The 26,553-nt window shown below is 69.4% G+C and carries 20 protein-coding genes; 13 read left to right on the top strand and 7 right to left on the bottom strand.

From position 1 onward, the window contains the following. Positions 1–5: 5 nt before the first annotated feature. The 7 genes from EZE58_RS08995 to EZE58_RS08965 all read left to right on the top strand — a co-directional run bounded on the left by EZE58_RS08995 (position 6) and on the right by EZE58_RS08965 (position 11,384). The gene (locus EZE58_RS08995; RefSeq protein ID WP_167560302.1) at positions 6–2,456 is read left to right on the top strand and encodes a pyruvate dehydrogenase; all 2,451 of its coding nucleotides are present in this window, start codon (positions 6–8) and stop codon (positions 2,454–2,456) included. A gap of 336 nt (positions 2,457–2,792) precedes the next feature. Next, entirely contained in the window at positions 2,793–4,187 is a 1,395-nt protein-coding gene (locus EZE58_RS08990; RefSeq protein ID WP_009379743.1) for an NAD-dependent succinate-semialdehyde dehydrogenase, read from the top strand. A gap of 391 nt (positions 4,188–4,578) precedes the next feature. Next, positions 4,579–5,073: a monovalent cation/H(+) antiporter subunit G gene (locus EZE58_RS08985; protein ID WP_009379741.1), complete on the top strand. Its 495-nt coding sequence runs from the start codon at positions 4,579–4,581 to the stop codon at positions 5,071–5,073. Beyond that, the gene (locus tag EZE58_RS08980; RefSeq protein ID WP_009379739.1) at positions 5,073–6,668 is read left to right on the top strand and encodes a class I adenylate-forming enzyme family protein; all 1,596 of its coding nucleotides are present in this window, start codon (positions 5,073–5,075) and stop codon (positions 6,666–6,668) included. Before EZE58_RS08985 ends, EZE58_RS08980 begins: the two co-directional genes overlap by 1 nt. After that, a complete protein-coding gene (locus tag EZE58_RS08975; protein WP_063248752.1) occupies positions 6,665–8,005 on the top strand; it encodes a beta-ketoacyl-[acyl-carrier-protein] synthase family protein in 1,341 nt (446 codons plus the stop codon). Before EZE58_RS08980 ends, EZE58_RS08975 begins: the two co-directional genes overlap by 4 nt. Further along, the gene (locus EZE58_RS08970) at positions 8,002–9,207 is read left to right on the top strand and encodes an acyl-CoA dehydrogenase family protein (protein ID WP_119297101.1); all 1,206 of its coding nucleotides are present in this window, start codon (positions 8,002–8,004) and stop codon (positions 9,205–9,207) included. Before EZE58_RS08975 ends, EZE58_RS08970 begins: the two co-directional genes overlap by 4 nt. Before the next feature lie 137 nt (positions 9,208–9,344). Then, on the top strand, positions 9,345–11,384 hold the full coding sequence (locus tag EZE58_RS08965; RefSeq protein WP_119297102.1) for a heavy metal translocating P-type ATPase: 2,040 nt from the start codon (positions 9,345–9,347) through the stop codon (positions 11,382–11,384). A 178-nt stretch (positions 11,385–11,562) separates the two neighbouring features. Here the strand turns inward: EZE58_RS08965 and EZE58_RS08960 are convergent, their stop codons facing one another. From EZE58_RS08960 to EZE58_RS08945, 4 genes are all read right to left on the bottom strand, one after another. Further along, complete coding sequence (locus EZE58_RS08960; protein WP_119297103.1) at positions 11,563–13,104, bottom strand: dihydrolipoamide acetyltransferase family protein; 1,542 nt, start codon at positions 13,102–13,104, stop codon at positions 11,563–11,565. Next, the gene (locus EZE58_RS08955) at positions 13,104–14,129 is read right to left on the bottom strand and encodes an alpha-ketoacid dehydrogenase subunit beta (RefSeq protein ID WP_119297104.1); all 1,026 of its coding nucleotides are present in this window, start codon (positions 14,127–14,129) and stop codon (positions 13,104–13,106) included. The genes EZE58_RS08960 and EZE58_RS08955 overlap by 1 nt, the downstream gene beginning before the upstream one ends. Further along, positions 14,126–15,229, bottom strand: coding sequence for a pyruvate dehydrogenase (acetyl-transferring) E1 component subunit alpha (gene pdhA / locus EZE58_RS08950; protein ID WP_009379727.1), 1,104 nt, complete (start codon positions 15,227–15,229; stop codon positions 14,126–14,128). The genes EZE58_RS08955 and pdhA overlap by 4 nt, the downstream gene beginning before the upstream one ends. Positions 15,230–15,397: 168 nt before the next feature. Beyond that, the gene (locus tag EZE58_RS08945; protein ID WP_009379724.1) at positions 15,398–15,907 is read right to left on the bottom strand and encodes a hypothetical protein; all 510 of its coding nucleotides are present in this window, start codon (positions 15,905–15,907) and stop codon (positions 15,398–15,400) included. Positions 15,908–16,138: 231 nt separating this feature from the next. On the opposite strand from EZE58_RS08945, the gene EZE58_RS08940 reads away from it, so the two are divergent. Next, positions 16,139–16,873 (top strand): TetR/AcrR family transcriptional regulator, encoded by a 735-nt coding sequence (locus EZE58_RS08940; protein ID WP_009379722.1) that lies wholly within the window; start codon positions 16,139–16,141, stop codon positions 16,871–16,873. Positions 16,874–17,263: 390 nt separating this feature from the next. Here the strand turns inward: EZE58_RS08940 and EZE58_RS08935 are convergent, their stop codons facing one another. Then, positions 17,264–17,722 (bottom strand): Lrp/AsnC family transcriptional regulator, encoded by a 459-nt coding sequence (locus EZE58_RS08935; protein WP_009379720.1) that lies wholly within the window; start codon positions 17,720–17,722, stop codon positions 17,264–17,266. 328 nt (positions 17,723–18,050) lie between these two features. On the opposite strand from EZE58_RS08935, the gene EZE58_RS08930 reads away from it, so the two are divergent. Genes EZE58_RS08930 through EZE58_RS08920 form a run of 3 tightly spaced genes read left to right on the top strand, consistent with a single transcriptional unit; the run spans position 18,051 to position 22,595 of the window. After that, positions 18,051–18,827: an electron transfer flavoprotein subunit beta/FixA family protein gene (locus EZE58_RS08930; protein WP_009379718.1), complete on the top strand. Its 777-nt coding sequence runs from the start codon at positions 18,051–18,053 to the stop codon at positions 18,825–18,827. Positions 18,828–18,838: 11 nt separating this feature from the next. Then, a complete protein-coding gene (locus EZE58_RS08925; RefSeq protein WP_009379716.1) occupies positions 18,839–19,825 on the top strand; it encodes an electron transfer flavoprotein subunit alpha/FixB family protein in 987 nt (328 codons plus the stop codon). A gap of 1 nt (position 19,826) precedes the next feature. Continuing rightward, on the top strand, positions 19,827–22,595 hold the full coding sequence (locus EZE58_RS08920) for a cytochrome b/b6 domain-containing protein (RefSeq protein WP_009379714.1): 2,769 nt from the start codon (positions 19,827–19,829) through the stop codon (positions 22,593–22,595). A gap of 206 nt (positions 22,596–22,801) precedes the next feature. Here the strand turns inward: EZE58_RS08920 and EZE58_RS08915 are convergent, their stop codons facing one another. After that, positions 22,802–23,779 (bottom strand): alpha/beta fold hydrolase, encoded by a 978-nt coding sequence (locus tag EZE58_RS08915; protein ID WP_009379712.1) that lies wholly within the window; start codon positions 23,777–23,779, stop codon positions 22,802–22,804. Positions 23,780–23,863: 84 nt separating this feature from the next. On the opposite strand from EZE58_RS08915, the gene EZE58_RS08910 reads away from it, so the two are divergent. Next, complete coding sequence (locus EZE58_RS08910) at positions 23,864–24,442, top strand: TetR family transcriptional regulator (protein ID WP_131248212.1); 579 nt, start codon at positions 23,864–23,866, stop codon at positions 24,440–24,442. A 67-nt stretch (positions 24,443–24,509) separates the two neighbouring features. On the opposite strand, the gene EZE58_RS08905 is transcribed toward EZE58_RS08910, so the two are convergent. Next, the gene (locus EZE58_RS08905) at positions 24,510–25,172 is read right to left on the bottom strand and encodes a GntR family transcriptional regulator (protein WP_009379709.1); all 663 of its coding nucleotides are present in this window, start codon (positions 25,170–25,172) and stop codon (positions 24,510–24,512) included. Between the two features lie 162 nt (positions 25,173–25,334). Here EZE58_RS08905 and EZE58_RS08900 point away from each other — a divergent pair, with 162 nt between their 5' ends. Then, a complete protein-coding gene (locus tag EZE58_RS08900) occupies positions 25,335–26,552 on the top strand; it encodes a sarcosine oxidase subunit beta family protein (RefSeq protein WP_009379708.1) in 1,218 nt (405 codons plus the stop codon). Position 26,553: the final 1 nt, after the last annotated feature.

The following is a 26,553-nucleotide window of genomic DNA, read 5'->3' as shown; positions in this document are numbered from 1 at the left end:
CGACCATGGCCGCGAACGACCAGCAGAGCACCGTGAACACGCCGAGCACCGACCAGCGCGACGCCGACGAACTCCACCAGTTCGAGACGTCGATCCAGGTCAGCCCGCCCGGCACGAACGACAGGCCGCTGACCGCCTCGGCGTCGGGAGAGGACGAGGTCCTCGACGAGATCGCCCAGCGCGTGCTCTGGCTCGCCACCTCGATCATCGACCGCGCCAACCGCGGGCGGGCCAACAGCGACGGCGTCAAGGTCGGCGGACATCAGGCGTCCTCGGCGTCGATGGCCGGCATCATGACCGCACTCTGGTTCACGACGCTGCGCTCTGTCGACCGCGTCTCCGTCAAACCGCACGCCTCCCCGGTCCTCCACGCGATCAACTACCTCCTCGGCGACCTCGACGTCTCCTACCTCGACACCCTGCGCTCCCGCGGCGGCCTCCAGCCGTACCCCTCGCGGACGAAGGACCCCGACACCGTCGACTTCTCGACGGGATCCGTCGGCATCGGCGCGACCGCCCCGATCTGGGCGGCCCTGGCCCACCGGTACGTCTCCGACCGCTTCCCCGACACCCCCTCAGCCGGTCGTTTCTACTCCCTCCTCGGCGACGCGGAGATGGACGAAGGCGCGGTGTGGGAGGCGATCATCGACCCGGAAGTCCGCGCGCTCGGCGAAGTCACGTGGATCGTCGATCTCAACCGCCAGTCCCTCGACCGGGTCATCCCCGACGTCCAGATCCAGCGCCTCCAGGGCATGTTCGCCGCTGCCGGCTGGCAGGTGCTCACGTGTCAGTGGGGGCGCAGGCTCGAGACCGTCTTCGCCGGTGAGGGAGGTGAGGCGCTGCGGCAGCGGCTCGTCTCGATGCCCAACCCCGAGTACCAGCGTCTCCTGCGTGCCCATCCCACCGAAGTCCACGACCGTCTGCTCGCGGGCCTCGCCGAGGCGGACGCCGCCTCCCTGCGCACCGTCACCGACCGCTTCGCCCCCGACGACCTCGCCTCCCTCATCCGCGACCTCGGCGGTCACGATCTCGGCCAGCTCGTCGACACGTTCGACCAGATCGACGACACGCGTCCGACCGTCGTCTTCGCCTACACGATCAAGGGTCGTGGCCTCGCCACCGAAGGCCACCCCGGCAACCACGCCGCGCAGCTCACCGAGGACCAGATGCGCGACCTCGCCGCCGCCTCGGGGATGGACCTCGAGAACCCGTGGCAGACCTTCGACGCGGACACCCCGGCCGGGCGGCTCTGCGTCGAGACTGCCGAGCGCCTGTGCCGGGAGCCGATCACCACCCATGCCGTCGCCGAGGTGCCCGCCGAGCTCGGGTTCACCCCGAAGGCCGTCGTCTCGACGCAGGCCGCGCTCGGACGGTTCCTCGCCGACCTCAAGAACGTCGCCCCCGAGGTCGCCCGCCGCGTCGTCACCGTCTCACCCGACGTCGCGACGTCGACCAACCTCGGCGGATGGATCAACAAGACCGGCGTGTGGTCACCGGCCGGACGCGAGGACTGGTTCTCCGACGACCGGGAGCGGGTGCTCAAGTGGCACGAGGACTCGAGCGGGCAGCACATCGAGATGGGCATCGCCGAGATCAACCTCGTCTCCCTCGCCGGTGAGCTCGGCACCACCGGGCAGCGGTGGGGTCAGCCGCTGCTGCCGATCGCGACGATCTACGACCCGTTCATCAACCGCGCCCTCGAGCCGTGGACGTTCGGGCTCTACGCGGGCGGACGCTCGATCATGGTCGGCACTCCCTCCGGTGTGACCCTCGCCCCCGAAGGCGGGGCGCACCAGTCCTTCAACACCCCCTCGGTCACCCTCGAGATCCCGAAGCTCACCAGCTGGGAACCGGCGTTCGCGCAGGACCTCGAATGGACGCTGCTCGAAGCGCTGCGCGACCTCGCCGATCCCGACGGCGACTCCGCGTACTTCCGCCTGACGACCCGGCCGGTGGCCCAGGAGCGTGCCGCCGTCCCCACCGATCCGCTCCTGCGGGAGCGCCGCAGGCAGCAGGTGATCGCCGGCGGCTACCGGCTGAGCGACCATCCGGCGAGTGAGGACGCAGTGACGCTCGTCGGCGTCGGGGCGATGATGACCGAGGTCCTCGACGCCGCAGAAAGGCTCGAGAGTCTCGGCATCCGCGCCGGTGTCGTGTGCCTGACCTCGCCGTCGATGATCTTCCGGGCCGTCCAGGAGCGGACCCGGGTGAGTCCGAGCCCCCGCTCGGCCATCGCCGATGAGCTCTTCCCCGCCGCGCACCCGGCACCGCTCGTCACCGTCCTCGACGGTCACCCGCACACGCTGTCGTTCCTCGCCGGCATCCGCGGAGACCGGACGCGCAACCTCGGCGTCAGCGACTTCGGGCAGGCCTCCTCGGTCTCCGAGGCCCACGAGATCCACGGCATCGACACGGTCTCGATCGTCTCGAACGCCCTCGACCTGCTCGGGAGGTGAGCGTCACCGGCGCCGAAGTGGGTCCCCCGCCTCGGCGGGTGCGGACCCCTGATTCGGCAGATGCGGGGGTCCTCGAACCGGCCTGCCGAAACCGTGACAGCCGTAGTCCTCACCTACGGAATCCGTCGCTTGATGCGCGGAATCCGCACAACCTCGGCGGGGGCATCGGGAGGCTCGGAGTGCTGATGATACCCCCAGGTTCCGGCACTTGTTGCTCAGGTCACGTGTTGATAGCGTGAGAGGCAGGCATACGCGATCCGTCGATTCGGGCGGCGTCGCAGTAGGCAACCGCTTCCCTGGAATCACCCAGGGTGCCATGAGTCAAAGGAGTCTGGAATGAGCAGTTCAGTCAGCGCCGCGACCGGCTACCGGGTCGAGAACCCGGCCACGGGCGAGATCGTCGAGCGGTTCGACACCGCCACCGACGAGCAGATCGGTCAGGTCATCGACGAAGCTCAGGCTGCTTACCTGAAGTGGCGTGAGAAGAGCATCGAGGATCGTGCCGCGATCGTCAACAAGGTCGCCGCCCTCTTCGGTGAGCGCAAGGAAGAGCTCGCGAAGATCATCGCCGAGGAGATGGGCAAGCCCATTCCCGAGGGCATCGAGGAAGCCGAGTTCTGCGAGGCGATCTTCAACTACTACGCCGACAACGGGCCCGAGTTCTCCAAGGACGAGGAGATCAAGTCCTTCTCCGGCGGCAAGGCCTACATCCAGCGCCGTCCCGTCGGCGTGATCCTCGGCATCATGCCGTGGAACTTCCCGTACTACCAGGTGGCCCGCTTCGCCGCGCCGAACCTCGTGCTCGGCAACACGATCATCCTCAAGCACGCTGAGATCTGCCCGCGTTCGGCGGCCGCGATCCAGCAGATCATGGATGACGCCGGCGTGCCCAAGGGCGTGTACAACAACGTCTACGCCTCGCACGACCAGATCGAGACGATCATCGCCGATCGCCGCGTCCAGGGCGTCTCGCTCACCGGCTCCGAGCGTGCCGGGTCGATCGTCGGCGCACTCGCCGGCAAGTACCTCAAGAAGGCCGTGCTCGAGCTCGGCGGATCCGATCCGTACATCATCCTCGACACCGACAACCTCGACGAGGCCGTCGACACCGCATGGGGCACCCGCCTGTACAACACCGGCCAGGTCTGCAACGCGAACAAGCGCATGATCGTCATGGACGACATCTACGACGACTTCGTCGCCGGGATCACCGAGCGCGCGAAGTCCTCGGAGAAGTCGAACCCGTCCGAGCCCGTCGAAGGCGGATACTCGCCCCTGTCCTCGCGGTCTGCCGCGGAGAACCTCCGCAAGCAGCTCGAGCGCGCGGTCGAGCAGGGTGCCACCCTCGTCGGCGGCGAACTCGCCGACGACGGTTCGGCCTACATCACCCCGGCCGTGCTCACCGGCGTGACCTCGGACATGGATGCGTTCCGCGAGGAGCTCTTCGGTCCCGTGGCCACGGTCTACAAGGTCTCGAGCGACGACGAGGCCCTCGAGCTCGCCAACGACACGGACTTCGGCCTCGGCGGCGCCGTGTTCTCGAAGGACGAGGAGCGCGCGGCGAAGATCGCCCAGCAGCTCGATGTCGGCATGTCGAACGTCAACACCCCTGCCGGTGAGGGCGCGGAGATCCCGTTCGGCGGCACGAAACGCTCGGGCTTCGGCCGCGAGCTCGGCCCCTACGGCATGGACGAGTTCGTCAACAAGCGCATGTACTACGTCGCCGAGTGACACCCTGACCGGGGTGCGCCGCTGATCAGTGCTAGTCGCTGACTCAGGCGGCGGGGCACGGTCGGTCGGTTGCACATTCGGTTGCACGTGAGCGGGCGTCGCGTCCGGTGCGGGAGAGTCCTCCCGGGCTGGGTGCGGCGCCCGCTTCGCGTGCCCGGGCTCGTCTTTCGGGTGCCCGGTGGCGCCGCGCACGCCACTGCGCCCCTTGCCGCGTCCCCTGCCGCGCCCCCTGCCGCGCCCCCGAGGAGGATCCGGTTCGAATCTGGCACCAAAATCGAACCGGATCCTCCTCGGGAAGCGCGACGCCGGCGTCCGACGGCTGCGGTGACGACCACCTCGGCGGGGATCATGTTCAGCCACTGCGCAACCTTCGCCGTCTAGACTGCGGAGTATGACGGAAGAGTGGACATCGCGGTGGCACATCACCGGGAAGAACGAGGTCATCCGGCAGTGGTCGCACGAGGACGGTCAGCAGGCGTATCGCCGCTACCAGACGACCAGCCGACCCTCACTGCAGAACCTCATCACCCTCGATGAGCACATCGGACGCTTCGACAGCCTGTGGAGCCGGATGTCGATCGTCTTCGTCGCACTCGGAGTGCTCGCGACCCTTGGGGTCGTCCTCGGTCTCTTCGGCCTCCCGATGTACGGAGTCGCGAACTCGGTGTCCCTGACCGTCGGGATCACCTCGGTGGCGATCATCGTCCTCATCCCCATCGTCGCGATCTTCATCATGCGCCACCTGCGCACCGAGGTCACCCGCCTCTACGCCGAGGCCGGCATCCCCGACGCGACGGGCACCGTCATCCCCGTCGCCGAGGGCGAAGTCCTCGTCGCCCGCTCCGGCATCGAGACGAGCGAACCGGTCGCCGCCAAGGCTCCCTGATGCCCATCACCGAGGCGATCCTCGAGACCGCCCGGACCCACCCCGACCGACCTGCGATCGTCGGTGAGGATGCCCGCCTCAGCTACGCCGGGCTCGTCGCCGACTCCCGCAGCCTCGCCGCCGCCGTCGATGCCCTCCACCGCGCTCAGTCGCACCCGCCGCGCCCGGCCCCGGAGACTGCGGGCATCCCGATCACCGCGGTGAGCCTCACCTCGGCGCTCACGACCGCCCGCATTGTCGCCGGGCTCGCCGGCTTCCGCGCCGTCTCGGCGACGATCGACCCTCGATGGCCGCTGAACCACCAGGTAGGCGTCATCACCGCGACCGGCATCGGGCTCGTCATCAGCGATTCCCCGACCCTCGCCGAGGCGCTCGCCGCGTCCGGCTGGACCGGCACCGTCGTCACCGCCGCCGAACTCGCCGCCGCGCAGGAGCGCCGCTGCGACCGTGCTCATGCCCTGGGTCCCGATCTCCCGTCGCCGTCCGTCCGCGGCCCCGACGAGGCGTTCCTCATGCTCTTCTCCTCCGGCACGACGAGCGACCCCAAGGCGTTCCTCAAGACCCGCGAGCAGTACCGCGCCAACGTCGCCGTCTCCTCGGCGCACCTCGAACCCCTGCCCGGCGTCGTCACGCTCGCCCCCGGCCCCGTCTCCTACAGCCTCACCCTCTATGCCGTCATCGAGAGCCTCGCGACCGGCGGGACGATCCACGTCGCCGACGAGTTCGCACCGCTTCCCCTCGGACGCCGCATCGCCGAGGAGTCCGTCACCCGGATCGTCGCCGTCCCCGCCGTCGTCGCGGCCCTCGCCGAGGCGGCCGACCGTGATCCCGACCGCTTCGTAGGCCTCGACCTCGTCGTCACCGGGGGAGCGAACCTCCCCACAACCATCCGCGACCGCCTCGCCGAGGTGCTCCCGGACACCCGGCTCATCAGCTACTACGGTGCCGCGGAGATCGGATTCATCGGCGACAGCCGGGACGGCGACGGGACGTGGATCGAAATCTATCCGACGATCGCCGCAGACATCCGCGACGAGACCGGCGACCCCGTGCCCGAGGGCGAGCTCGGCACCCTGTGGATCCTCGCCGCCGCATGCTCCGACGGCTACCTCGCAGGCACGACCGACGCCGTCCTGCGCGGACCCGACGGCTGGGCGAGCGTCGACGACCAGGGTCGCATGGTCGACGGTCGCCTCCAGCTCGCCGGCCGCGCCGGCGACATCGCCGTCACCGGCGGACACAAGGTCTCGCTACCCGAGATCGAACGGGCCTTTGCGACTCTGCCCCACCTCGGCGAGGCCATCGCGATCGCTCTGCCCGACTCCACGCTCGGCAGCCTCATCGCCCTCGTCGTCGAAGACGCGGGTGTCGTCGACGACGGCGACTCCGGCGCCGACAAGCCCGGCGCCGGCGGCCACGGTCCCGAGCACCCCGACAAGGCGGCCCTGCTCGCCCACGCCCGGTCACATCTCGCACCGCAGTTCGTCCCGCGCCGGTTCTACGCACTGCCCCGGCTGCCGCGGACCGTCGGCGGGAAGATCCGACGCACCGAGACCGTTGACCTCATCGTGAGCGGAGAGGGAACGAGACTGTGAACCGCGTCGTCATCACCGGCATGGGTGCGATCACCCCGAGCGGGCTCGACGCCGGCGCACTGTGGGAATCGGTGCGCGAAGGCCGCAGCGCCATCGACGTCCTCGACGGGGAGCAGTTCGCCGACCTCGCCGTGCGCATCGGCGGCCGGATCAGGGACTTCGACGCCGAGGCGGTCCTACCCCGAGCGCTCGCCCGCAGGCTCAGCCCCGTCCAGCACTGGGCGATCGCCGCCGCCGACGAAGCCCTCACCCAGGCGGGCATCCCCACCCCGTCCGAGGACCTGCCGTGGGAACGCCACCGAGTCGCCGTCATCGCCGCTACGGGATCGGGTCCTGTCGACGCGATGCAGGAGGCCACCCGCGCCCTCGAGACATCGGGGCCGCGCGGGGTCCCGATCACCCTCGCCATCCACGGCGCCCCCGACTCCGCGGCCGCGCTCATCAGCCAGCGACACGACCTCCGGGGACCCGCACAGGGAGTCTCGGCCACATGTGCGTCCGGGGCGATCGGCCTCGGCGAGGGGCTGCGCCGCATCCGCCACGGCTACGCCGAGGCCGTGCTCGTCGTCGGCATGGAGGACTGCCTCGGGCCGGTCAACCTCGCCTCGAACGCGAATATGCGGGCACTCGCCGCAGGGTTCGAGGACGACCCCACCGCCGCGAGCCGACCCTTCGACACCGCCCGGAACGGCTTCGTCATGAGCCAGGGCGCCGGGGCGATCCTCCTCGAATCCGCCGAGTCCGCCGCCGCGCGAGGCGCCGAGGTGATGGCCGAACTCGCCGGGTTCGGTGCCGCGAGCGACGCCCACCACCCGACGAACCCGCACCCCGAGGGCAGGGGTGCCGCCGCTGCCGTGCGCGAGGCCCTCGCCGACGCCGGCCTCGACCCCGCCGACATCGACCACATCAACGCCCACGCCACCGGCACCCCGGCCGGCGACAGGGCGGAACTCGCCGCCTTCGAGTCGGCCCTCGGGCAGGCGGCCCACCGGATCCCGATGAGTGCGACGAAGTCGGTCACCGGCCACCTCCTCGGCGCCTCCGGGATCGTCGAGGCGATCATCGCGGTGATGACCCTGCGCGACCAGACCCTGCCGCCGACGCTCAACCTCGAGTCACCGGAGTTCCCAGACTGGGACATCGTCGCAGGCCAGGCCCGCAGGATCGCCGACGGCAGCTCGGCCGACGGTGGTCCTGGCGAGAACCGGCTCGACACCGTCCTCTCGACGTCGTTCGGCTTCGGCGGGCACAACGGCGCGATCATCCTGCGGAACCCCGAGCGGCCGGCTCGGCAGCGCCCCGAGAGCACAGAGCACCCCACAGAGGAGAATCGATGAGCGACCGTGAGACCCGCATCGCCGAACTCGGCGATCGGTACCTTCCCGACGATGCGCTCGAGCGCTTCCGCGAGCGCGCGGCCGTCTACGACCGGGAGAACACGTTCTTCGACGAGGACCTCGAGGAGCTGCGCGCCCTCGGCTACCTCACGCTCTTCGTCCCCGAGTCCCACGGCGGACCCGGGCTCAGTCTTTTCGAGGTCGCCCGCCTCCAGCAGCGCCTCGCCGGGACGGCCCCGGCGACGGCACTGGCGGTCAACATGCACCTCATGACCACGGGTGTGGCCAAAGCGCTCGCCGACCGCGGGGATGACTCCCTGACCTGGGTCTTCGACGAGACCATGGCCGGGGAGATCTTCGCCTTCGGCATCTCGGAGCCCGGCAACGACTGGGTCCTCCAAGGCTCGACCACCGAGGCGGTGCCGACACCCGACGGCGGATACGAGCTCACCGGCGTGAAGATCTTCACCTCGCTCTCCCCGGTGTGGACCCGGCTCATCGTCCACGGTGCGATCACCCCGGACGACGACGGCATCGCCGGCCCCGACGCGGACGCCCCCGCCGAAGGGGAGCTCGTCTACGGCTTCATCGACCGCAGGGCCCCGGGGATCACGGTCTCCGACCAGTGGGACGTCCTCGGGATGCGGGCCTCACAATCGCGGGCGACGATCCTCGACCACGTGCCGATGCGCCCCGACCGCGTCTCCCGCATCATCCCGGCCGGCCGTCACCCGGACCTCCTCACCTTCGCGATCACGAGCAACTTCCAGCTCCTCATCGCCGCCGTCTACGCCGGGGTCGCCGCCCGCGCCCTCGAGATCGGGGCGGCGGCGCTGAAGAAGCGGAGGTCGGCGAAGGCGGGAACGTCCTTCGCCGAGGTGCCCGAGACCCGTGCCCGGCTCGCCGACGCCCACCTCGACTACCAGGCCGTGCCCGCGATGATCGACGCGTACGCCCGTGACTTCGACGACCTCGTCGACCACGGCGCCGGGTGGCCGCTGCGTCTCGTGGCCGCCCGGATCAAGGCCGCCGAGGTGGCCCGCTCGGCGGCGGAGATCGCCCTGATGAGCACCGGCGGCAGCGGCTTCGACAACGCGCATGAGGCCTCCCGCCTCTACCGGGACGCGACCGCGGGTCTCTTCCACCCGCCGAGCGCCGACGCCGCGCGCCCGATGTACGCAGCCGCTCTCCTCGACGACTGAGGCATCCTCGACCACTGAGGCCTTCTCGATCACTGGGTCGGCCGCCGACGTCGATCCTCTCTGGCAGCCCTCTGTGCACTTCCGATGTGTCCGCGGAAACATATTGACGTATAAACATACGTGCATACGATGGAACTATGGACACGGCAGCACGCAAGGACGGGACACCGACGACCACTCGACCGAAGGATGACGGACACGGTCACGGTCGCCTCGGCGGGCCCGCCTGGGAACTCGGGTTCGCGATCACCTCCGGTGTCACGTACATCGCCGGGGCGATCTTCGAGTACTTCGTCCCCGGCGCACCTCTGACGCAGATCGCCATCCCCCTCTTCCTCGCCACGTACTTCTTCGGCGGGTTCTTCACCTTCGCGACCGCGATCAACTCCGTGCGACACGGCCGGTTCGAGGTCGACTTCCTCATGCTCGTCGCCGCGATCGGTGCCGCAAGCGTCGGCCGCTTCGCCGAGGGCGCCGTCCTCCTCTTCCTCTTCTCGCTCGGGCACGCGCTCGAGGAGTATGCGATGGGCCGAGCGAAGAAGTCGATCGAAGCGCTCGCCGAACTGGCCCCGGCCACAGCGCTGGTCCGCGTCGGCGACGACGTCGTCGAACGCCCGACCGAGGAATTGGAGATCGGCGACACCGTCGTCGTCCGACCTCATGCCCGGATCCCCGCGGACGGCTTCGTCGCCGTCGGCAATTCGGCCGTCGACCAGGCGGCGATCACCGGTGAGAGCATTCCCGCCGAGAAGTCCCCGGTCGCCGACCCCGGCGACGCCCTCGACAACCCGGGTCGCATCGACACGGCCTCGCGGGTCTTCGCCGGCACCGTCAACGGCTCGGGCTCCCTCGACATCGTCGTCCTCGCTGTGGCCGCCGATTCGACGCTCTCCCGCGTCGTCACGATGGTCCGCGAGGCCGACGACACGAAGAGCGCGACCCAGCGATTCATCGACCGGTTCCAGCGCTGGTACGTGCCCGCGGTCATCGCGCTCGTCGTCGCCGTCCTCGCCTTCGGGTGGCTCTTCCTCGACGAATCGTTCGCCGACAGCTTCTACCGGGCGATGCTCGTCCTCGTCGCCGCGAGCCCTTGTGCGCTCGCGATCGCCACTCCCGCCGCCGTACTCTCGGGTGTCGCCCGGGCGGCCCGCGCGGGCCTGCTCATCAAGGGCGGCGGACCGCTGGAGACGCTCGGCAAGGTGCGCTCGATCGCCTTCGACAAGACCGGCACACTGACGTGGGGTCTGCCCAGGCTCACCGACATCCGACCCGCCGAGGGCGCCGATGCCGACGAACTCTCCCGTGTCGCGCTCGCCCTCGAATCCTCCGTCGACCACCCCCTGGCCACGGCGATCGTCGCCGGCCTCGAACCTCAGATTCCGGCCGCGGATCGCCTCGAGGCCGGCGACGTCGAATCGGTCACGGGACAGGGCGTGACCGCAACGATCGCGGGCGAACCGGCGGAACTCGGCAGCCTGCGCATGTTCGCCGGCGACCTCACCCCGGAGATCGACGGTCTCGTCACTCAGCTGCAGGACGAGGGACGGACGATCATGGTCGTGCGGTGGGGCGGACGGTTCCTCGGCGCCCTCGGCGTCATGGACGCCCCCCGCTCCGAGGCGAAGGCCGTCATCAGCTCACTGCGGACCTCCGGCGTCGACGAGCTCGTGATGATCTCCGGGGACAACCAGCGCGTCGCGGATGCGATCGGCTCCGAGGTCGGTGTCGACACCGCCGCCGGCGACCTCATGCCCGAGGACAAGGTGTCGACGATCCGCCGCCTCGCCTCGCAGGGCGACACCGCGATGGTCGGCGACGGCGTCAACGACGCACCGGCGATGGCCAACGCCTCGGTGGGCGTGGCCATGGGCGCGGCGAGCTCCGCGGTGGCGCTCGAGACCGCCGACGTGGCGCTGATGAGCGACGACATCGGCAAGGTCCCGTTCCTCATCCGGCTCAGCCGAGCCTCCTCGGCGATCATCCGGCAGAACCTCATCGCCTCCCTCGTCATCGTCGCCTTCCTCGTTCCCGCAAGCCTGCTCGGCCTGCAGATGGGTCCGGTCGTCTTCATCCATGAGGGTTCGACCTTCCTCGTCGTGCTCAATGCACTGCGGCTGCTGCGCTTCGGCAACGGCGACGAGCACTCGGGCATCGCTCACGAAGCCAGGCCCGAGTAGACCGGCTCTCCCCTCGAAGCCGGCCGATCCTCGGTTCGGTCCGCGCACAGCCCGACAGCTGTGCGCGGACCGAACGCTGTGCGGGAAGGACGCCCGGCGCGAATCGAGGACGCGCAGTGTCGATTTCTCGTTCGGGAATCGACACCGCGCGTCCTCAACGCGCGTCCGGGGTGGGTGCTCAGACCTCCGGGAGGAGGGAGATCGGGTTCTCGATGCAGTCGGCGACGAAGGTGAGGAACTCGCTCGGCTCCGCACCGTCGCATGCGCGATGGTCGAAGACGAAGCTCAGGTACATCACCTTGCGGACGGTGAGCTCGCCGTCGACGACCCACGGCCGGTCCTTGATCCGGCCGAGGCCGAGCATGGCGACCTCGGGCAGGTTGATGATCGGTGCCGACCCGTCGACGCCGAACACCCCGTAGTTGTTGAGCGTGAACGTGCCGCCGGAGAGCTCCGAGGCCGCGAACTTGCCGGTCGACGCCTTGCCGACGGTGTCGACGATCGAGTCGCGCAGCTGCCGCAGATTCATCTCGCCGGCTCCGTGGACGACGGGAACCATGAGCCCGCGCGGGGTCTGCGCAGCGAGCCCGAGGTTGATGTCGCCGTGGGTGACGATCTCGTTCGCCGCCGTGTCGATCGACGAGTTGAGGATCGGGTACTGCTTGAGCCCGGCGATGACGAACCGCGCGACGAGTGCGAGCAGCGAGTACTTCTCACCCGTGCGCGCCTCGAGGGCCTTCTTCGTCCGCAGCAGCTCGGTCGCGTCGACGTCGAGCCAGATCGTCGCCTCAGGAATCTCATTCCGCGACTGCGTGAGCCTCTCCGACACGACCTTCCGCAGACCCGTGATCGGAGTCCGGGTGTCAGGGTCGGTGCTTTCGACCGTCGAAGCCGTCGCCGAGGCGGCCGGCTGTCCGGCGGTGCTGCTGGTGAGGTCGGTGGTCGTGCCGGTCTCGATCGCCGCGAGGACATCGGCCCTCGTCACGACTCCGCCGGGACCCGTGCCCGTGAGGTGCTTCGCGCTCAGCCCATGCTCCTGGGCGAGCCGGCGCACGATCGGCGAGGTGACCGGCGAGGTTGTGGGCGACGACGGTGCTGCCGGTGCAGCGGGCTGGGCGGTTGCGGATGCGGACTGCGCCGGGGCGGGCGTCGTAGCCGTTTCCGGGGCAGTCGCCGCAGCGCTGCTGTTTCCAGCATTGCTGGTCTCAGCACTGCTGCCGCTCCCGGCACTGCGCTTGCCGCCGAACGTCCGCTTCTTGCCCGAGCGGGCCTTGGGCTCCGAAGCGCCGTAGCCGATGAGGTTCGCACCGCCGCCTTCGACGCCGACCGGATCTTCTGCGTCATCGGCGGCCGGCGGCTCGGTCGGATCCTCCTCGGCGCCGGTGCCCGCCGCAGCAGACGAGCCGCCCGCAGCGGCAGCCGAACCACCCGCGCCGGCGGGCGAACCTCCGGCCTCAGCCCCCGCCTCGGCGACGGAGAGCAGAGCCTGCCCGGCCTCGACCGTGTCTCCGGCCTCGGCATGGAGGGCGACGACCGTGCCCGCGAAGGGGCATGGGAGTTCGACGACGCTCTTGGCCGACTCGACCTCGACGACCATCTGGTCGACGTGGACGGTGTCGCCGACGGCGACCTTCCAGCTGATGAGCTCCGCCTCGGTGAGGCCCTCTCCCAGGTCAGGGAGGATGAAGTCGCGGGCACCCGCGCTCGTCACGGCACTCATCACAGATCCCAATCCCACGATTCGAGGGCGTCGAGAACGCGTTCGGCGGTCGGCAAGTAGTACTCCTCGAGCTTGGGGGACGGGTAGGGGACGTCGAAGCCGGTGACCCGGAGGATCGGGGCGGCGAGGTAGGTGAAGTTGCGTTCGGTGACCCGAGCGGCCACCTCGGCGCCGTATCCGCCGAACTGGGCGGCTTCATGGATGACGGCGGCGCGGCCGGTCTTGCGGACCGACGCGGACACGGTCTCATCGTCGAACGGAGAGAGCGTGCGCAGGTCGATGACCTCGATGGACAGGCCGTGCTCGGGTCCCGCCTCGGCGGCCTCGAGGGCCGTGCGCACGGTCGGACCGTACGCGAGGAGGGTGGCGTCGGTGCCCTCGCGGATCACCTCGGCGCGGTTCATCGGGGCCGTGGTCACCGGGAGGCTGAGCTTGTCCTTCATCCAGTACCGGGACTTCGGCTCCATGAAGATCACGGGGTCGTCGGAGGCGATCGACTCGCGCAGCAGCGAGTACGCATCGGCCGGGTTCGACGGGGTGACGACGGTCAGCCCCGGCGTCGACGTCCAGTATGCCTCGGAGGAGTCCGAATGGTGTTCGACGCCGCCGATGTCGCCGGCGTAGGGGATGCGGATGGTGATGGGCAGGCTGATGCGGCCCTTCGTCCGGTTCCGCATCTTCGCGATGTGGGAGACGATCTGCTCGAACGCGGGGTAGGCGTACGCGTCGAACTGCATCTCGATGACCGGGCGCATGCCCGCCATCGCCATGCCGATCGCGGTTCCGGCGATGCCGGACTCGGCGAGCGGGGAGTCCCAGACGCGCTCGGGTCCGAACTCCTTCCGCAGGCCTTCGGTGACGCGGAAGACCCCGCCGAGGCGGCCGACGTCCTCGCCGTAGACGACGACGTTCTCGTCCTCGGCCAGGGAATCGCGCAGGGCCTGGTTGAGCGCCTTCGTCATCGTCACCGAGGTCGGTGCCGGAGTCGTGTCCTCGGTCGTCGGTGCGTCCGTCGTCGCGGTCATGCGTGGGCACCTGCGAGTTCGGCTTCACACTGGGCCTGCTGCTCGCGCAGGGCGGGGCGCGGGTTCGCGTAGACGTAGGCGAAGAGCTCGGTCGGGTCGATCTCGGCCTCGGTGTTCATCGCGTCGCGCACCGATGCGGCGAGGGTCTCAGCCTCGTCGGCGACTGTCGCCACGGCCTCGTCGTCAAGGACTCCGCGGGCGCGGAGGAACGCCTCGAGGCGGGTGATCGGGTCGAACTGCTTCCAATGCTCGACCTCCTCGGAGTCGCGGTACTTCGTCGGATCGTCGGAGTTCGTGTGCGACTCCATCCGGTAGGTGAGGCACTCGATGAGGGTCGGGCCGTCGCCTTCGCGTCCGCGTTCGAGGGCCGCAGAGACGGCGGCGAAGACCGCGGCGACGTCGTTGCCGTCGACGCGGATGCCCGGCATCCCGTAGCCGGCCGCGCGGTCGGCGAGCATCGTCGCATTCGACTGCTCGCGCAGCGGGGTCGAGATCGCGTACTGGTTGTTCTGGAGGACGAAGACGGTCGGGGTCTGCCACACCGAGGCGAAGTTGAAGGCCTCGTGGGTGTCGCCCTCGCTGCTCGCGCCGTCGCCGAGGAAGGTGAGCGTGCACGCCTCCCGGCCCTTGAGCTTCGACGCCATCGCGAAACCGGCGGCGTGGAGGGTCTGGGTGGCCAGCGGTGTCGCCGCTGGTGAGGTGTGGTACTCCTGCGGGTCGAAGCCACAGTGCCAGTCGCCGCGGAAGGCCGCGAGGATCTCTCCGACGGGCACACCGCGGGTGAGCAGCGCGGCCGAGTCGCGGTAGGTGGGGAAGAGCCAGTCGCCCGGTGCGAGCGCGGTCGTCGCCCCCACCTCGCACGCCTCCTGTCCGGCGGCGGACGGGTACGTGGCCAGGCGTCCCTGCCTGGTCAGGTGGGTCACCTGGGCTTCGAAGCGGCGCACGAGGACCATCTGCCGATAGAGGCCGGCCAGGGTCCGGTCGCTCGGGATCTCGAGCCCGTCGGTGTCGGTGTCGGTGGGCTGTCCGTCTGGGCCGATGAAGCTGATGGGCTGCAGCTGCGGCAGCGAGCGGCCGGTGGTGGGAACGTCGATGGTCATACCCTCATGATGACGTGAGCCGCATCACCGATCCAGGCTCTGAGATCGGTCACGGACAGGGGTGCCGATCGTGTCGGCAAAGGTGGACGTTGTGAGTGATCGGAGGCGGTCTCGGTGGACGTTTGGCACTGGGGATTCAGGGGTGTTGGAGGGGCTCGCGGGCGCCGCTCAGATCTCGCCCCAGCGGTAGCCTCGAGCGGTGAACGCCGCGGCGACCCGGTCCTTCTTCCCTTCGACACTGCCATGGAACGCCTGATGTCCGCCGGCGGTGAGGATCGTCAACTTGCCGCCGTCGAAGTAGGCGGTCGAGAACGACTCCCGCGAGATCCGCACCGGATGGCCGTTGCGTGTGTCCACCGTGATCGCGTCGTCGTCGATGCGCAGCCGCGGCACCGAGGCGGAGATGACGAGGGCGGCGACGGCCCCGAGGACGGCGCCGACGAACGGCCGGGCGATGACCACCCACTGCTCGTCGAATCCGCTGAGCTTCTCAATGGCATCGCCGAAGGGGATGGGGAAGCGTGCCGCAACGGAACCGAGCGCGGGGAGGAAGAAGCCGAGCGCGATGCCCGCCGCCACGCAGACGAGACCGATGATGACGGCGTCCGATCGTTTGAGCTCGAAGACCTCCGATTCGCCGCGGACGTGTCCGGAGTCGGCGTCTGGCGTGGTGGGCATCGTTCCTCCCTGGTCTGGATGTGCGTTCTGGGCGCGGTCCGAGCGCGTCAGCTCGCGTACTGGAACATAAGTGTACCAAAGTGGAACAATGATGTTCCTCTAGGCAAGGGTGGAGGAATGGCCGGTTGATGGTGCAGGCGGAGGGTCGACGCTGGACGGAGTCGATCCGCGTGCGGTGATCGGCGAGGATGGGAAGGCACGCATGAGTGCGAACGACGACGGAAGGTGCATATGGCCAAGGGAATGGGGCGGCTGGGCAGGACGGCCCTCATCGACGGGGCGCTGCCGCTGCTCGCGGCCGATTCGACCGCGTCGATGACCGACCTCGCCGATGGTCTCGGCGTCGGACGGACTACCCTGTATCGGCACTTCGGGGATCGCGAGGCGATGATCGCCGAGGTGGCCCGCCTCGGTGCGCGGATGTTCGGGGATGCGTTCCTCAGCGCCCGTCCCGAGGTCGGAACCGGGCTCGATGCCGTCGAGCGGATCTGCACCCAGCTCTTCACCGTCCCCGACGTGCTCACCCTCCTCTTCGCGGACAACCCGATCATCACCGACGACACCTTCGCCGAGGTGGCCCGCGAACGGGTCGAAGCGGAGCGTGAACGTGCCGTGGCTGAGCGCGAACGGGCCGTGGCGGAGCGCGAACGCAGTGACCGCGCCGAGGCGTCGCGAGGCCCCTCGGGTGCGGAGAGCGAGGGCGACGCGGACGACCTCGGTCCCGGGGGTGCGACGACCGAGTCCGACGACGACCAGCTTGAGGCGGTCATCGCGCGCGGCCAGGCCGACGGGTCGATCACGGCTGACGTGCCCGTCGGGTGGGCGGCGATGTACGTCTTCCTCACCATCGGCTCCGGGCATCTGTTCTCCGTCAGCGCCGGGATCGCCGATCGCGATGCCCGTGCTCAGGCGCTCGCCCTGACGATTCGTGCGGTCCGGCGCACACTCGAGGCGCCGGGCACCTGAGTCGCCCTGACATCATGCGCCGCCTCGAGAGCGCCCCTCGGGAGCGCCCCTCGCCGCGGGAGTCCCCCGCCGCCAGCGGCTTCGCTGCGATCGGGCGATCGCGGGCGACCGGGATGCAGGTTTCGGCGGGGCCTCCCCGCGAGTCTCAGCGGGGGATTGTGCTCGCCGAATCCTTAGGTTAGGCTGACCTATGAGATAGAGGGCACGTTCCTGTTGCCTCAGGCAGTTGACACACCTGCTTGGAGTTGCGGGCCCGATGTCTCACTGTTTCATTCGCCAGGAACCCTCGGAGCCGACGATATGCGCCGCGTTTCCCGACCGATGCAGATGTTGCCGATTCACTGCGCCAGGCGGAGGCGACGGTGGTCGCTCCGAGGGTTTCAGCGCGCTTCAGCCCTGTGCTCCGGGTCTGTGCCCGTCGGCCTCGTCGAGGATGAGCAGCGACCGCGACGATGTGACGCCGGGGACCTCGTGGATCCTGCGGAGGATGACCTGGGAGAGCGCCGTGTTGTCAGGCGCATTGACGGTGACGAGAGCGTCGATGTCACCGCTGACGGCTTGGACCTTCTCGACGAACGGCAGCGCGGCGAGATCGTCGCGCACTTCGGGCCACGGCCGATCGCCGATCCTCACGACGACCACCGCGGTCACGGTCATGCCGAGCGCACCGCGGTCCACCTCGGCGGTGAAGCCCTTGATCGCCCCGGATTCGATGAGCGCAGTGAAGCGTTTGTGGGCGGCTGACCGGGAGATATGGACACGTTCGGCGAGCTGGCGGACGCTCAGGCGCGAGTTCTCGACGAGAGCGGCGACGATGCTGCGGTCGATGTCGTCGAGGTCGAAGGACACGGGGATCTCCTTGGTGCGGGTCGGTGCCCCCATTCTAGGTCGGACGGGGTGCGATCGCGGTCGGCCGCCTCGGCGGGGATGCGAGCACCGGGGATTCGACCTACACTTAAGTAAACGTTCGTTAAGTATCATGGCCGCTGTGACCGATCGGACGCCCCGGTGACGCCGATGTGTCCTCCACCACGTAGCATGGGGCGGAGGAACGGTGGGGTCGAGCCGCGATCCCACTGACGGACGGCTGTTTCCCGACTGTAGATTATGGTCGGAGACGACTCGCAGCAGGCCTGACTGCTCGACGGCGGACCTGCGTCATTGATAAGGAGCCACGTTGAAGATCGCTGTGTTGGTCAAAGAGGTCCCGGACACGTACGGGGATCGCAAGCTCGATCTCGAGACCGGTCTGGCGGATCGTGCCGCCTCCGAGGCCGTGCTCGACGAGATCGGCGAACGCGCACTCGAAGTCGCCCTGTCCTATGCCGACAGCCACGACGGCACCGAGATCACCGTCGTCTCGATGGCGCCCTCGGGTGCCACGGCGACGATCCGCAAGGGCCTGGCGATGGGTGCCGGCGACGCCGTGCACATCGCGGATGAGGAACTCCTCGGCGCCGACCTCGGCCTCACCGCCGAAGTCCTCGCCGCAGCCGTGCGCCGAGGCGGCTACGACCTCGTCATCACCGGCAACATCTCCACCGACGGCAATGCCGGCATGCTGCCGGCGATGCTCGCCGAGCATCTCGATCTGCCGCATCTGACGAACCTCTCGGCCGTCGAGATCGCCGACGGCTCCGTCTCGGGCACCCGCGCCGTCGACGGCGGCCAGCAGCAGGTGACCGCCGAGCTGCCCGCCGTCATCTCGATCACCGAGGCGCTGCCCGAGGCCCGGTTCCCCAACTTCAAGGGCATCATGGCGGCGAAGAAGAAGCCCTTCGAGGTCATCGGCCTGGCCGACCTCGACGTCGATGCCGCCGATCAGTCGACGGCGCGCTCGATCATGGTCTCCGTCGCCGAGAAGCCCCCGCGCGAAGCCGGTGAGAAGGTCGTCGACGAAGGCAACGGCGGCGTCGAACTCGCCGAATTCCTCATCAAGAACCGTCTGGCCTAAGGAGAACGCCCATGTCTGAATTCCCCCAGGACACCATCCTCGTCGCCCTGACGGTCGACCCCGAAGGCGCACTCGAGAAGCCGGCCGCCGAACTCCTCGGCGGAGCCGGTGTCATCGGCAGCCCCGTCGCCCTCGTCATCGCGCCCTCCGGCAGCGGTGACGCCGCCGCGGAGACGGCCTCGTCTCTCGGCGCCGTGCAGACCCTCGTCGCCGAGGTGCCCGAAGGCAACACCGCGCTCGGGTCCTTCGCCGTCGACGCTCTCACCGCAGCCGCTGAGCTCACGGCCCCCGATGCCGTCCTCATCCCGAACACGATCGACGGCCGTGACCTCGCCGGTCGCTTCGCCGTGCGCTCGGGATCGGCGCTGTCGGTCGACGCGATCGGCGTCGACCGCGACTCCGAGGGCATCGTCGCCGACCACTCGGTCTACGGCGGCGGCTACACCGCTCAGTCCGCCCCGACCTTCGGTGCCCCGGTCATCACGATCCGCCTCGGTTCGATCGAGAACCGCGGTGAGGCCCAGCCCGCGAACTCGCAGGTCCTCGAGGTCGCCGACTCCGGCAAGCGCGCAGCCCAGGTGACGGCGTTCGAGCCGATCGTCGAGACCTCGTCGCGTCCCGAGCTGCGTGGGGCCCAGAAGGTCGTCTCCGGTGGTCGCGGTGTCGGCTCCGAGGAGTCCTTCGAGCTCGTCGGCGAGTTCGCCGACGTCCTCGGTGCCGCCGTCGGCGCCTCCCGCGCCGCTGTCGACGCCGGCTTCATCGCCCAGTCGCACCAGGTCGGTCAGACCGGTGTGTCCGTGTCCCCGCAGCTCTACGTCGCGCTCGGCATCTCGGGTGCGATCCAGCACAAGGCGGGTATGCAGACCTCGAAGACGATCGTCGCGGTGAACAAGGACGGCGAGGCGCCGATCTTCGACATCGCCGACTACGGCGTCGTCGGTGACCTGTTCAAGGTCGTGCCCCAGGCCGTCGAGACCTTGAAAGCGAAACAGTCCTGATATGTCCACCTTCTCCACCACGCTGCGTGCCGGCCTGCCCCGGGTCTCCGGCGGCGATCCGTGGCCCCCGGAGGGGACCGTCGGACAGGCCGTCGAATGGGAGTCCCGCGAATGGGTGAGCGCCGAGGCTGCTTCCGGAGCCGCTCCCTCTGCGTCCGAGTCGGCAGTGTCCGATTCGGCTGGGATCGTCGATGAGCCCACCGAGGCGGATGTCATCGAATCCGGTGCCGCCGAGGTGCGTGCCCCGGTGACCTCGGACGATGCCGGTTCGTCGGTCCCTGAGGCCGGCCCCGGCGACGTGTCGGCCGTCGGTGCCGACGATCACGGTGCCGCTGAACCCGGTGCTGAGGATCTCGGTGATTCGGGCCTCGGGATCGAGGATCGCGGAGCCGATGAGTTCGGCGCCGAAGATTCCGGTGCGGCAGTTGGAGGAGGGGTGGCGGCAGCCGTTGCCACCGAAGTCATCGACGTTCCGCTGCGACGCGGTCTGCCGCGCGTGAGCGGAGGAGATTCGTGGCCGCCCGAGGGCGTTGCCTCCGTCCGCGCGAGGTCCTCGGCCAGCAGTCCCGCCGCTGGCTCGGCCGATGGTGCGCCCACGGCCGCGCCTGAGCCGGGCGTGTCCGCAGCCGAAGCGTCGGAGCAGGTCTCGTCAGAGCCAGTTTCATCGGAGCAGGTCGCTGTCTCCGAATCCGAGCTCGTGTCGAGTGCGAGCGATGTCGATAGCGCGCAGGCCGATGGGGTTGCACAGGATGAAGAGGCGCCGAGCGACGTTGTCGCGGCCGACGCGACACAGCCGACTGCCGGTGCTGCTGCGGGAGTGGCCGCCGGTGCCGGCGTCGCCGGAGCGGGGATCGCTGCCGCCTCGAGTGGGGGAACTGCGGGCGAGGACGCCTCGGTGCCGTTACGCCGCGGACTGCCCAGGCAGTCAGGCGGCGACCCGTGGCCGCCGGAAGGTTTCGCTCCCGCCGGTGTGAAGAGCGCCGGCGCACAGGCACCATCCACTTCGGCAGACGGTGCGTCCGCCGAGACCGGTGCTCCCGCAGAGTCGGGCGCCCCGGCGGCAGCCGCTGGCGCGTCTACGACGGCTGCTGACTCGGCAGCGGAGCCCGAGACGACTCCCGCCGCTGAGACGAGTGCGACACCTGCTGCGGGCAGTGCTGTCACAGCGGGCGCTGGCGCGGCCGCAACGGCAAGCCGGCCCGCCGGCGCCTCTGAACTCAGCGACGTTCCCCTGCGCCGCGGACTGCCGCGCACCTCCGGCGGCGACCCCTGGCCGCCCGAAGGCTTCGCCCCGGTCACCGCCGCTGCCTCGACGGCTGCAGCACCGACCGCCCCTGTTGCAGAGCCTGCCGCCGGGAAGGCGCCCGCTGCCTCGAGCGAAGCTGCGACAGCCGACACCTCCGCAACCGACACCGCTGCGGCCGGAACCGCCGCTGGCACGGCCGCTGCCTCGGCGACGGCCGACGATGCCGCAGGCACGGAAGCAGCAACAGACAAGGACGCGGCCGCCGCTGGCACGGCCGCGAAGCCGGCGGCACGCTCAGGTCTGCCGAAGACCCGGACGGGGCTGCCGAAGTCGACCGGACCGGACACGGGCAAGCCCGGTGCCAAGCCCGCAGCCCGTACCGGTCTGCCGAAGACCGCAGGCCCGGCTTCGAAGCCGGGCGAGAAGCCTGTTGCGCAGAAGCCTGCGGCGGCGACCTCGGCCGGGACCGCCTCGGCGACGAAGGCCGACGCGAAGCCGACGGAACCCGCGAAGGCATCGGCCGCCTCGGCGGGATCGACGGCGAAGACCGCTGCTCCGACGAAGACGGCGGAGAAGCCGAAGACAGCCGAGAAGGCGAAGGCCCAGCCGGCACGCGAACCGATCATGATCGGGTCCAAGTCGCTCGGCCAGTGGGGCAAGCTCGTGAGCCTCGGCCTCGGCGGACTCATCGTCGTCGGCGGAATCCTCATCCTCGCCGCGCGCGGCGTCACGACCCTGCCCGGTGTGCCCGAGTTCCTCGAGCGCTACCCGGGCGAGTACCACCTGCCCGACTTCGTCGAGCCGGGATTCCCGGCGTGGGCGCGGTGGACGCACTTCCTCAACCTCTTCTTCATGGTCCTCATCATCCGCACGGGTCTGCAGGTGCGGCACCAGCAGAAGCCGCCTGCGTTCTACACGCCGAAGAAGGGCGGGAAGAAGATCAGCATCAACCTATGGCTGCACACCAGCCTCGATGTGCTGTGGCTGATCAACGGCGTCGTCTTCGTCGTCCTCCTCTTCGCCTCCGGGCACTGGGCGAGGATCGTGCCCACGAGCTGGGAGGTCTTCCCGAATGCGCTGTCGGCGATGCTTCAGTACGCGACGCTCGAGTGGCCGATGGAGGACGCGTGGGTCAACTACAACGCGCTCCAGCAGCTCATGTACTTCATCGTCGTCTTCATCGCCGCCCCCCTGGCTGCGATCACCGGCGTGCGGATGAGCGAGTGGTGGCCGAAGGACGCGGCGACGCTGAACAAGATCTACCCGGCGCCGCTGGCGCGGGCGATCCACTTCCCGACGATGCTCTTCTTCGTGTTCTTCATCGCCGTCCACGTGTTCCTCGTCTTCGCGACCGGACTGCGGCAGAACCTCGGCTACATGTTCGCCGGGACGAACGTGCTCGGCTGGGCGGGAGTCATCTGGTTCATCGTGGCGATGGCCGTCGTCGTGGCGGGCTGGTTCGCGGCGAGGCCGCTGCTGCTCGCTCCGATCGCCAACCTCTTCGGGCGCGTCTCGAGCAGGTAGACCCGGCTCCGTCAGCAGCGGACAGCACACGGCCCGATCGCAGCCCTCTCAGGCTGCGGTCGGGCCGTTGCGATTCACGCAGGGTGCGGCTGGGCCGCCCAGTCTTGAGTCGCGCAGGCCGGGGCCGTCTGCGATCGGATGGCTCGGGAGGCTGCAGCTGCGGCCGTGCGTTGCGTGCCCTCGCGCTCAGCGACGATGCCCGGCGCTCACCGCGCGGGCGTCCTGGTCCAGTTCGTCACCCGGTCGACGAACTCGGCGACGGCGAGCTCGAGCTGACGCAGGCCCGGGTCTTCGAGCGGGAGGTGGCCTGCTCCCTGCAGGCTCACCTCCTCGAACAGTGCGGGGTCGAGGCGGGAGACGACCGGGTCGGAGAGCTCGCGCGGCGACCACCGGTCTGCAGCCGGCTGGGTGAGCAGGACCGGGCAGGCGCGGAAGCGCGCCGGTTCGATCGCAGGGGCGTAGGCGAGGTAGTCCGCGAGGAATCTCAGCGGCATCGCATTCCCCGCCGAGGTGGGGTCGCCGAGGAGGACCTCCATCGCCCCGCGGTCGTTGGCAAGTGCCGACATCTTCGAGGCCAGGCGCATCGGATAGCGCAGACGCCCGAGCGGGGTCCTCGCGAGCGCCGCCATGATCGGTGCGCCGACGCGTGCGGTGGCACGGCTGCGCGCCGTGCGCTCGAGGACCTCCGGGCAGCGCTGGTCGAGGAAGGTCATGCCGACGATTCCATGGAGGACGCCCGCGGGGGCTGTCGCCGCGACGTGAAAGGCGAGCATGCCCCCGGCGGAGAGTCCGTAGAGGACGGTCGGCTTCGGATCCCTCGCCTGCTCGGCGCTGAGGAAGTCGACGACGAGTTCGACCCAGTCGGAGTACGACGGCGTGAACCCGGACCTCATCTCGGTCATTCCGAAGCCGAGATTGTCGAGGGAGACGACGTCATACCCGCGGCGCGCCAAAGGAGCGCCGAGGATGAGCGACATCTGGCGCCCGTTCGTCCCGACCCCGTGATGGAGGACGACACGTGCCGAAGCCTCCGGCTGCGAATAGCGGTCGAGATGGATGCGGTGGCCGCGCCAGCGCCAGATCTCCTCCTGCGGAGCCGTCGATTCGTCGAGCCGCAGTCGTTCCGGCAGAAACTCCTGGAGATCCTGCCAGGCCTGCTGGTCGCGGTAGAGCGGTGCTGTCATGGATCCTCCTCGCGCAGTCACAGGAACACTATAAGTCAAGAATGACACTCAGTGCCATCGTTGTCCTTCGCCTACAATGCTCAGATGAGCACCCCGAACCTCCGTGAGCGCAAGCGCCGCCTCATGCAGGCCGAGATCACCGCGATCGCCCTGAGGCTGTTCCGCGAGAGGGGCTATTCCGAGACCACCGTCGACGATCTCGCCGCGGCCTCGGGGATGTCGCGGCGGACGTTCTTCCGCTACTTCCCGTCCAAGGAGGACGTCATCTCGGGCAAGTGGGTGGGGATGGGGGAGGACATGATCGCCCGGCTCCTCGCCCGCCCCGGTGACGAGGATCCGTGGACGTCCGTGCGCGCGTCGATGTCGGGGATCGTCGACCACTACGCCGACCCCGACCGGCGGGCCGACAGCTTCGCCCTCGACGAGGTCATCGACTCCACCCCGTCACTGCGGGCGGCGTTCATCGCGAAGGTCGACATCCTCGCCGAGGCGGTCGCCGCCGTCCTCGGCAAGCGCGGCGTCGAGCCCTTCCGTGCCCAGGTCATCGGCAGGGCGTGCGGGGCGGCGCTGACGATCGCGATGCGCGAGTCACGCGCACGGGGAGCCGAGGGCATCGGCGAGGATCTCGACCGTGCGATGAGGGAGTTCGCCTCGGGGCTGTGATCCGCGCGAGCAGGGGGCAGGCGCCCCCCGGTCGAGGTGGCGCGGCGGTGTCGGTGACGCGGTGCGGCTACGCCAGTGCCATGCGGACGGTCGCCTCGAACTCGCGGACATGCTCACCGGCCACCCGGCCCACCGCATCCTCGTCACCGGCGAGGATGCCCTCGAGCAGAGCGATGTGTTCGCGGATGTGGCCGAGGAGGTCGGGGATCTTCGGGAGCACGAGGCACCAGATCCGCGTCGCGAGGTCGTCGAGGCGCACGAGCGTCTCCTGCAGGTGGAGGTTGTCGACCGCGCCGTAGATGAGCCGGTGGACCTCGAGGTCGCGTTCGATGAGCAGGCGGGCGTCCATCCCCGCCTCGAGAGAGCTGAGCTCGGCGATCGTCGTCGTGAACTCCTCCCGCAGTTCGGGGCCGATGTTCCGCGCCGCGCGCCGGGCCGCGATCGGCTCGAGCGCCTCACGCATCTCCGTGATCGCCGCGAGGTCGGTGATGTCGACGTTGGAGGCGAACGTCCCGCGCCTGGGGAACGAGACGACGAGGTGCGCACCCTCGAGTCGTTTGAGGGCCTCCCGGATCGGCGTCCTCCCGACCCCGAGCTCCGCGCTCAGCGCCGCCTCGTTGATGACATCGCCGGGGGCGATGTCGAGCATGATGAGCCGGTGCCGCAGCGCCTCGTACGCGCGATCGGCCAGCGACGTGCTGCTCGCCGAGGTGTCCGTCACCGATGTCATCTCGCCCTCCGTCCTCGTCATGCGTCCCAGCAGTATTCCGGGGCGTTCCTGCCCGCTCGGAAATCGCTTCGCGCGAACCATTGCCAGCGCCGGGAATCTGGGCCTAGACTACAGGAACACAGCTGATATATTAGTTGACGATTAACGATCGAGGGAGATCGCATGGCTGAGCAGCTTCCCGAACATCCAGACTTCCTCTGGCGCAACCCGGAGCCGAAGAAGTCCTACGAAGCCGTCATCATCGGCGGCGGCGGGCATGGACTCGCGACCGCCTACTACCTGGCGAAGTACCATGGGATGACGGACATCGCGATCCTCGAACGCGGGTGGCTGGCCGGTGGCAACATGGCCCGGAACACGACGATCATCCGCTCGAACTACCTCTGGGACGAGTCGGCGGCGATCTACGAGCATTCGCTCAGACTCTGGGAGCAGCTGCCCGAGGAGCTCGACTACGACTTCCTCTTCTCCCAGCGCGGCGTGCTCAACCTCGCCCACACCCTCGGCGACGTCCGGGAATCGCGCAGGCGGGTCAACGCCAATGTCCTCAACGGCGTCGACGCCGAATGGCTCGATCCCCAGCAGGTCAAGGAGGTCTGCCCGATCATCAACATCGGCGACGACCTCCGCTACCCCGTCATGGGCGCGACCTTCCAGCCGCGGGCCGGCATCGCCAAGCACGACCACGTCGCATGGGCGTTCGCCCGGAAGGCCGACGAGATGGGCGTCGACATCATCCAGAACTGCGAGGTCACCGACATCCACCGCGACGGCGACCAGGTCACCGGAGTCGAGACGACCCTCGGACGGATCGCCACGGAGAAGGTCGCGGTCGCCGTCGCCGGGCACACCTCGGTGGTGGCGGACATGGCGGGCATCCGCGTGCCCATCCAGTCCCACCCGCTCCAGGCGCTCGTCTCCGAGCTCTTCGAACCCGTCCACCCGACCGTCGTCATGTCCAACCACGTCCACGTCTACGTCTCCCAGGCGCACAAGGGCGAACTCGTCATGGGCGCCGGCGTCGACTCGTACAACGGCTACGGGCAGCGCGGGGGCTTCCACATCATCGAGGAGCAGCTCGCCGCCGCGGTCGAGCTCTTCCCGATCTTCGCCCGCGCCCACGTCCTGCGGACCTGGGGCGGCATCGTCGACGTCACCCTCGACGCCTCCCCGATCGTGTCGAAGACGGAAGTCCAGGGACTCTACGTCAACTGCGGGTGGGGCACCGGCGGCTTCAAGGGAACCCCCGGTGCGGGATTCACCTACGCGCACACGATCGCCACCGACGAACCGCACCCGCTCAACGCGCCCTTCGCGCTCGAACGCTTCGAGACCGGCCACCTCATCGACGAGCACGGCGCGGCCGCCGTCGCCCACTGAC

Source organism: Brevibacterium sp. LS14 (genome assembly GCF_012027885.1).
GTDB classification, from domain to species: Bacteria; Actinomycetota; Actinomycetes; order Actinomycetales; family Brevibacteriaceae; genus Brevibacterium; species Brevibacterium casei.
The sequence above is the reverse complement of the archived record's forward strand: the minus strand, read 5'-3'. Positions and strand labels throughout refer to the sequence as shown.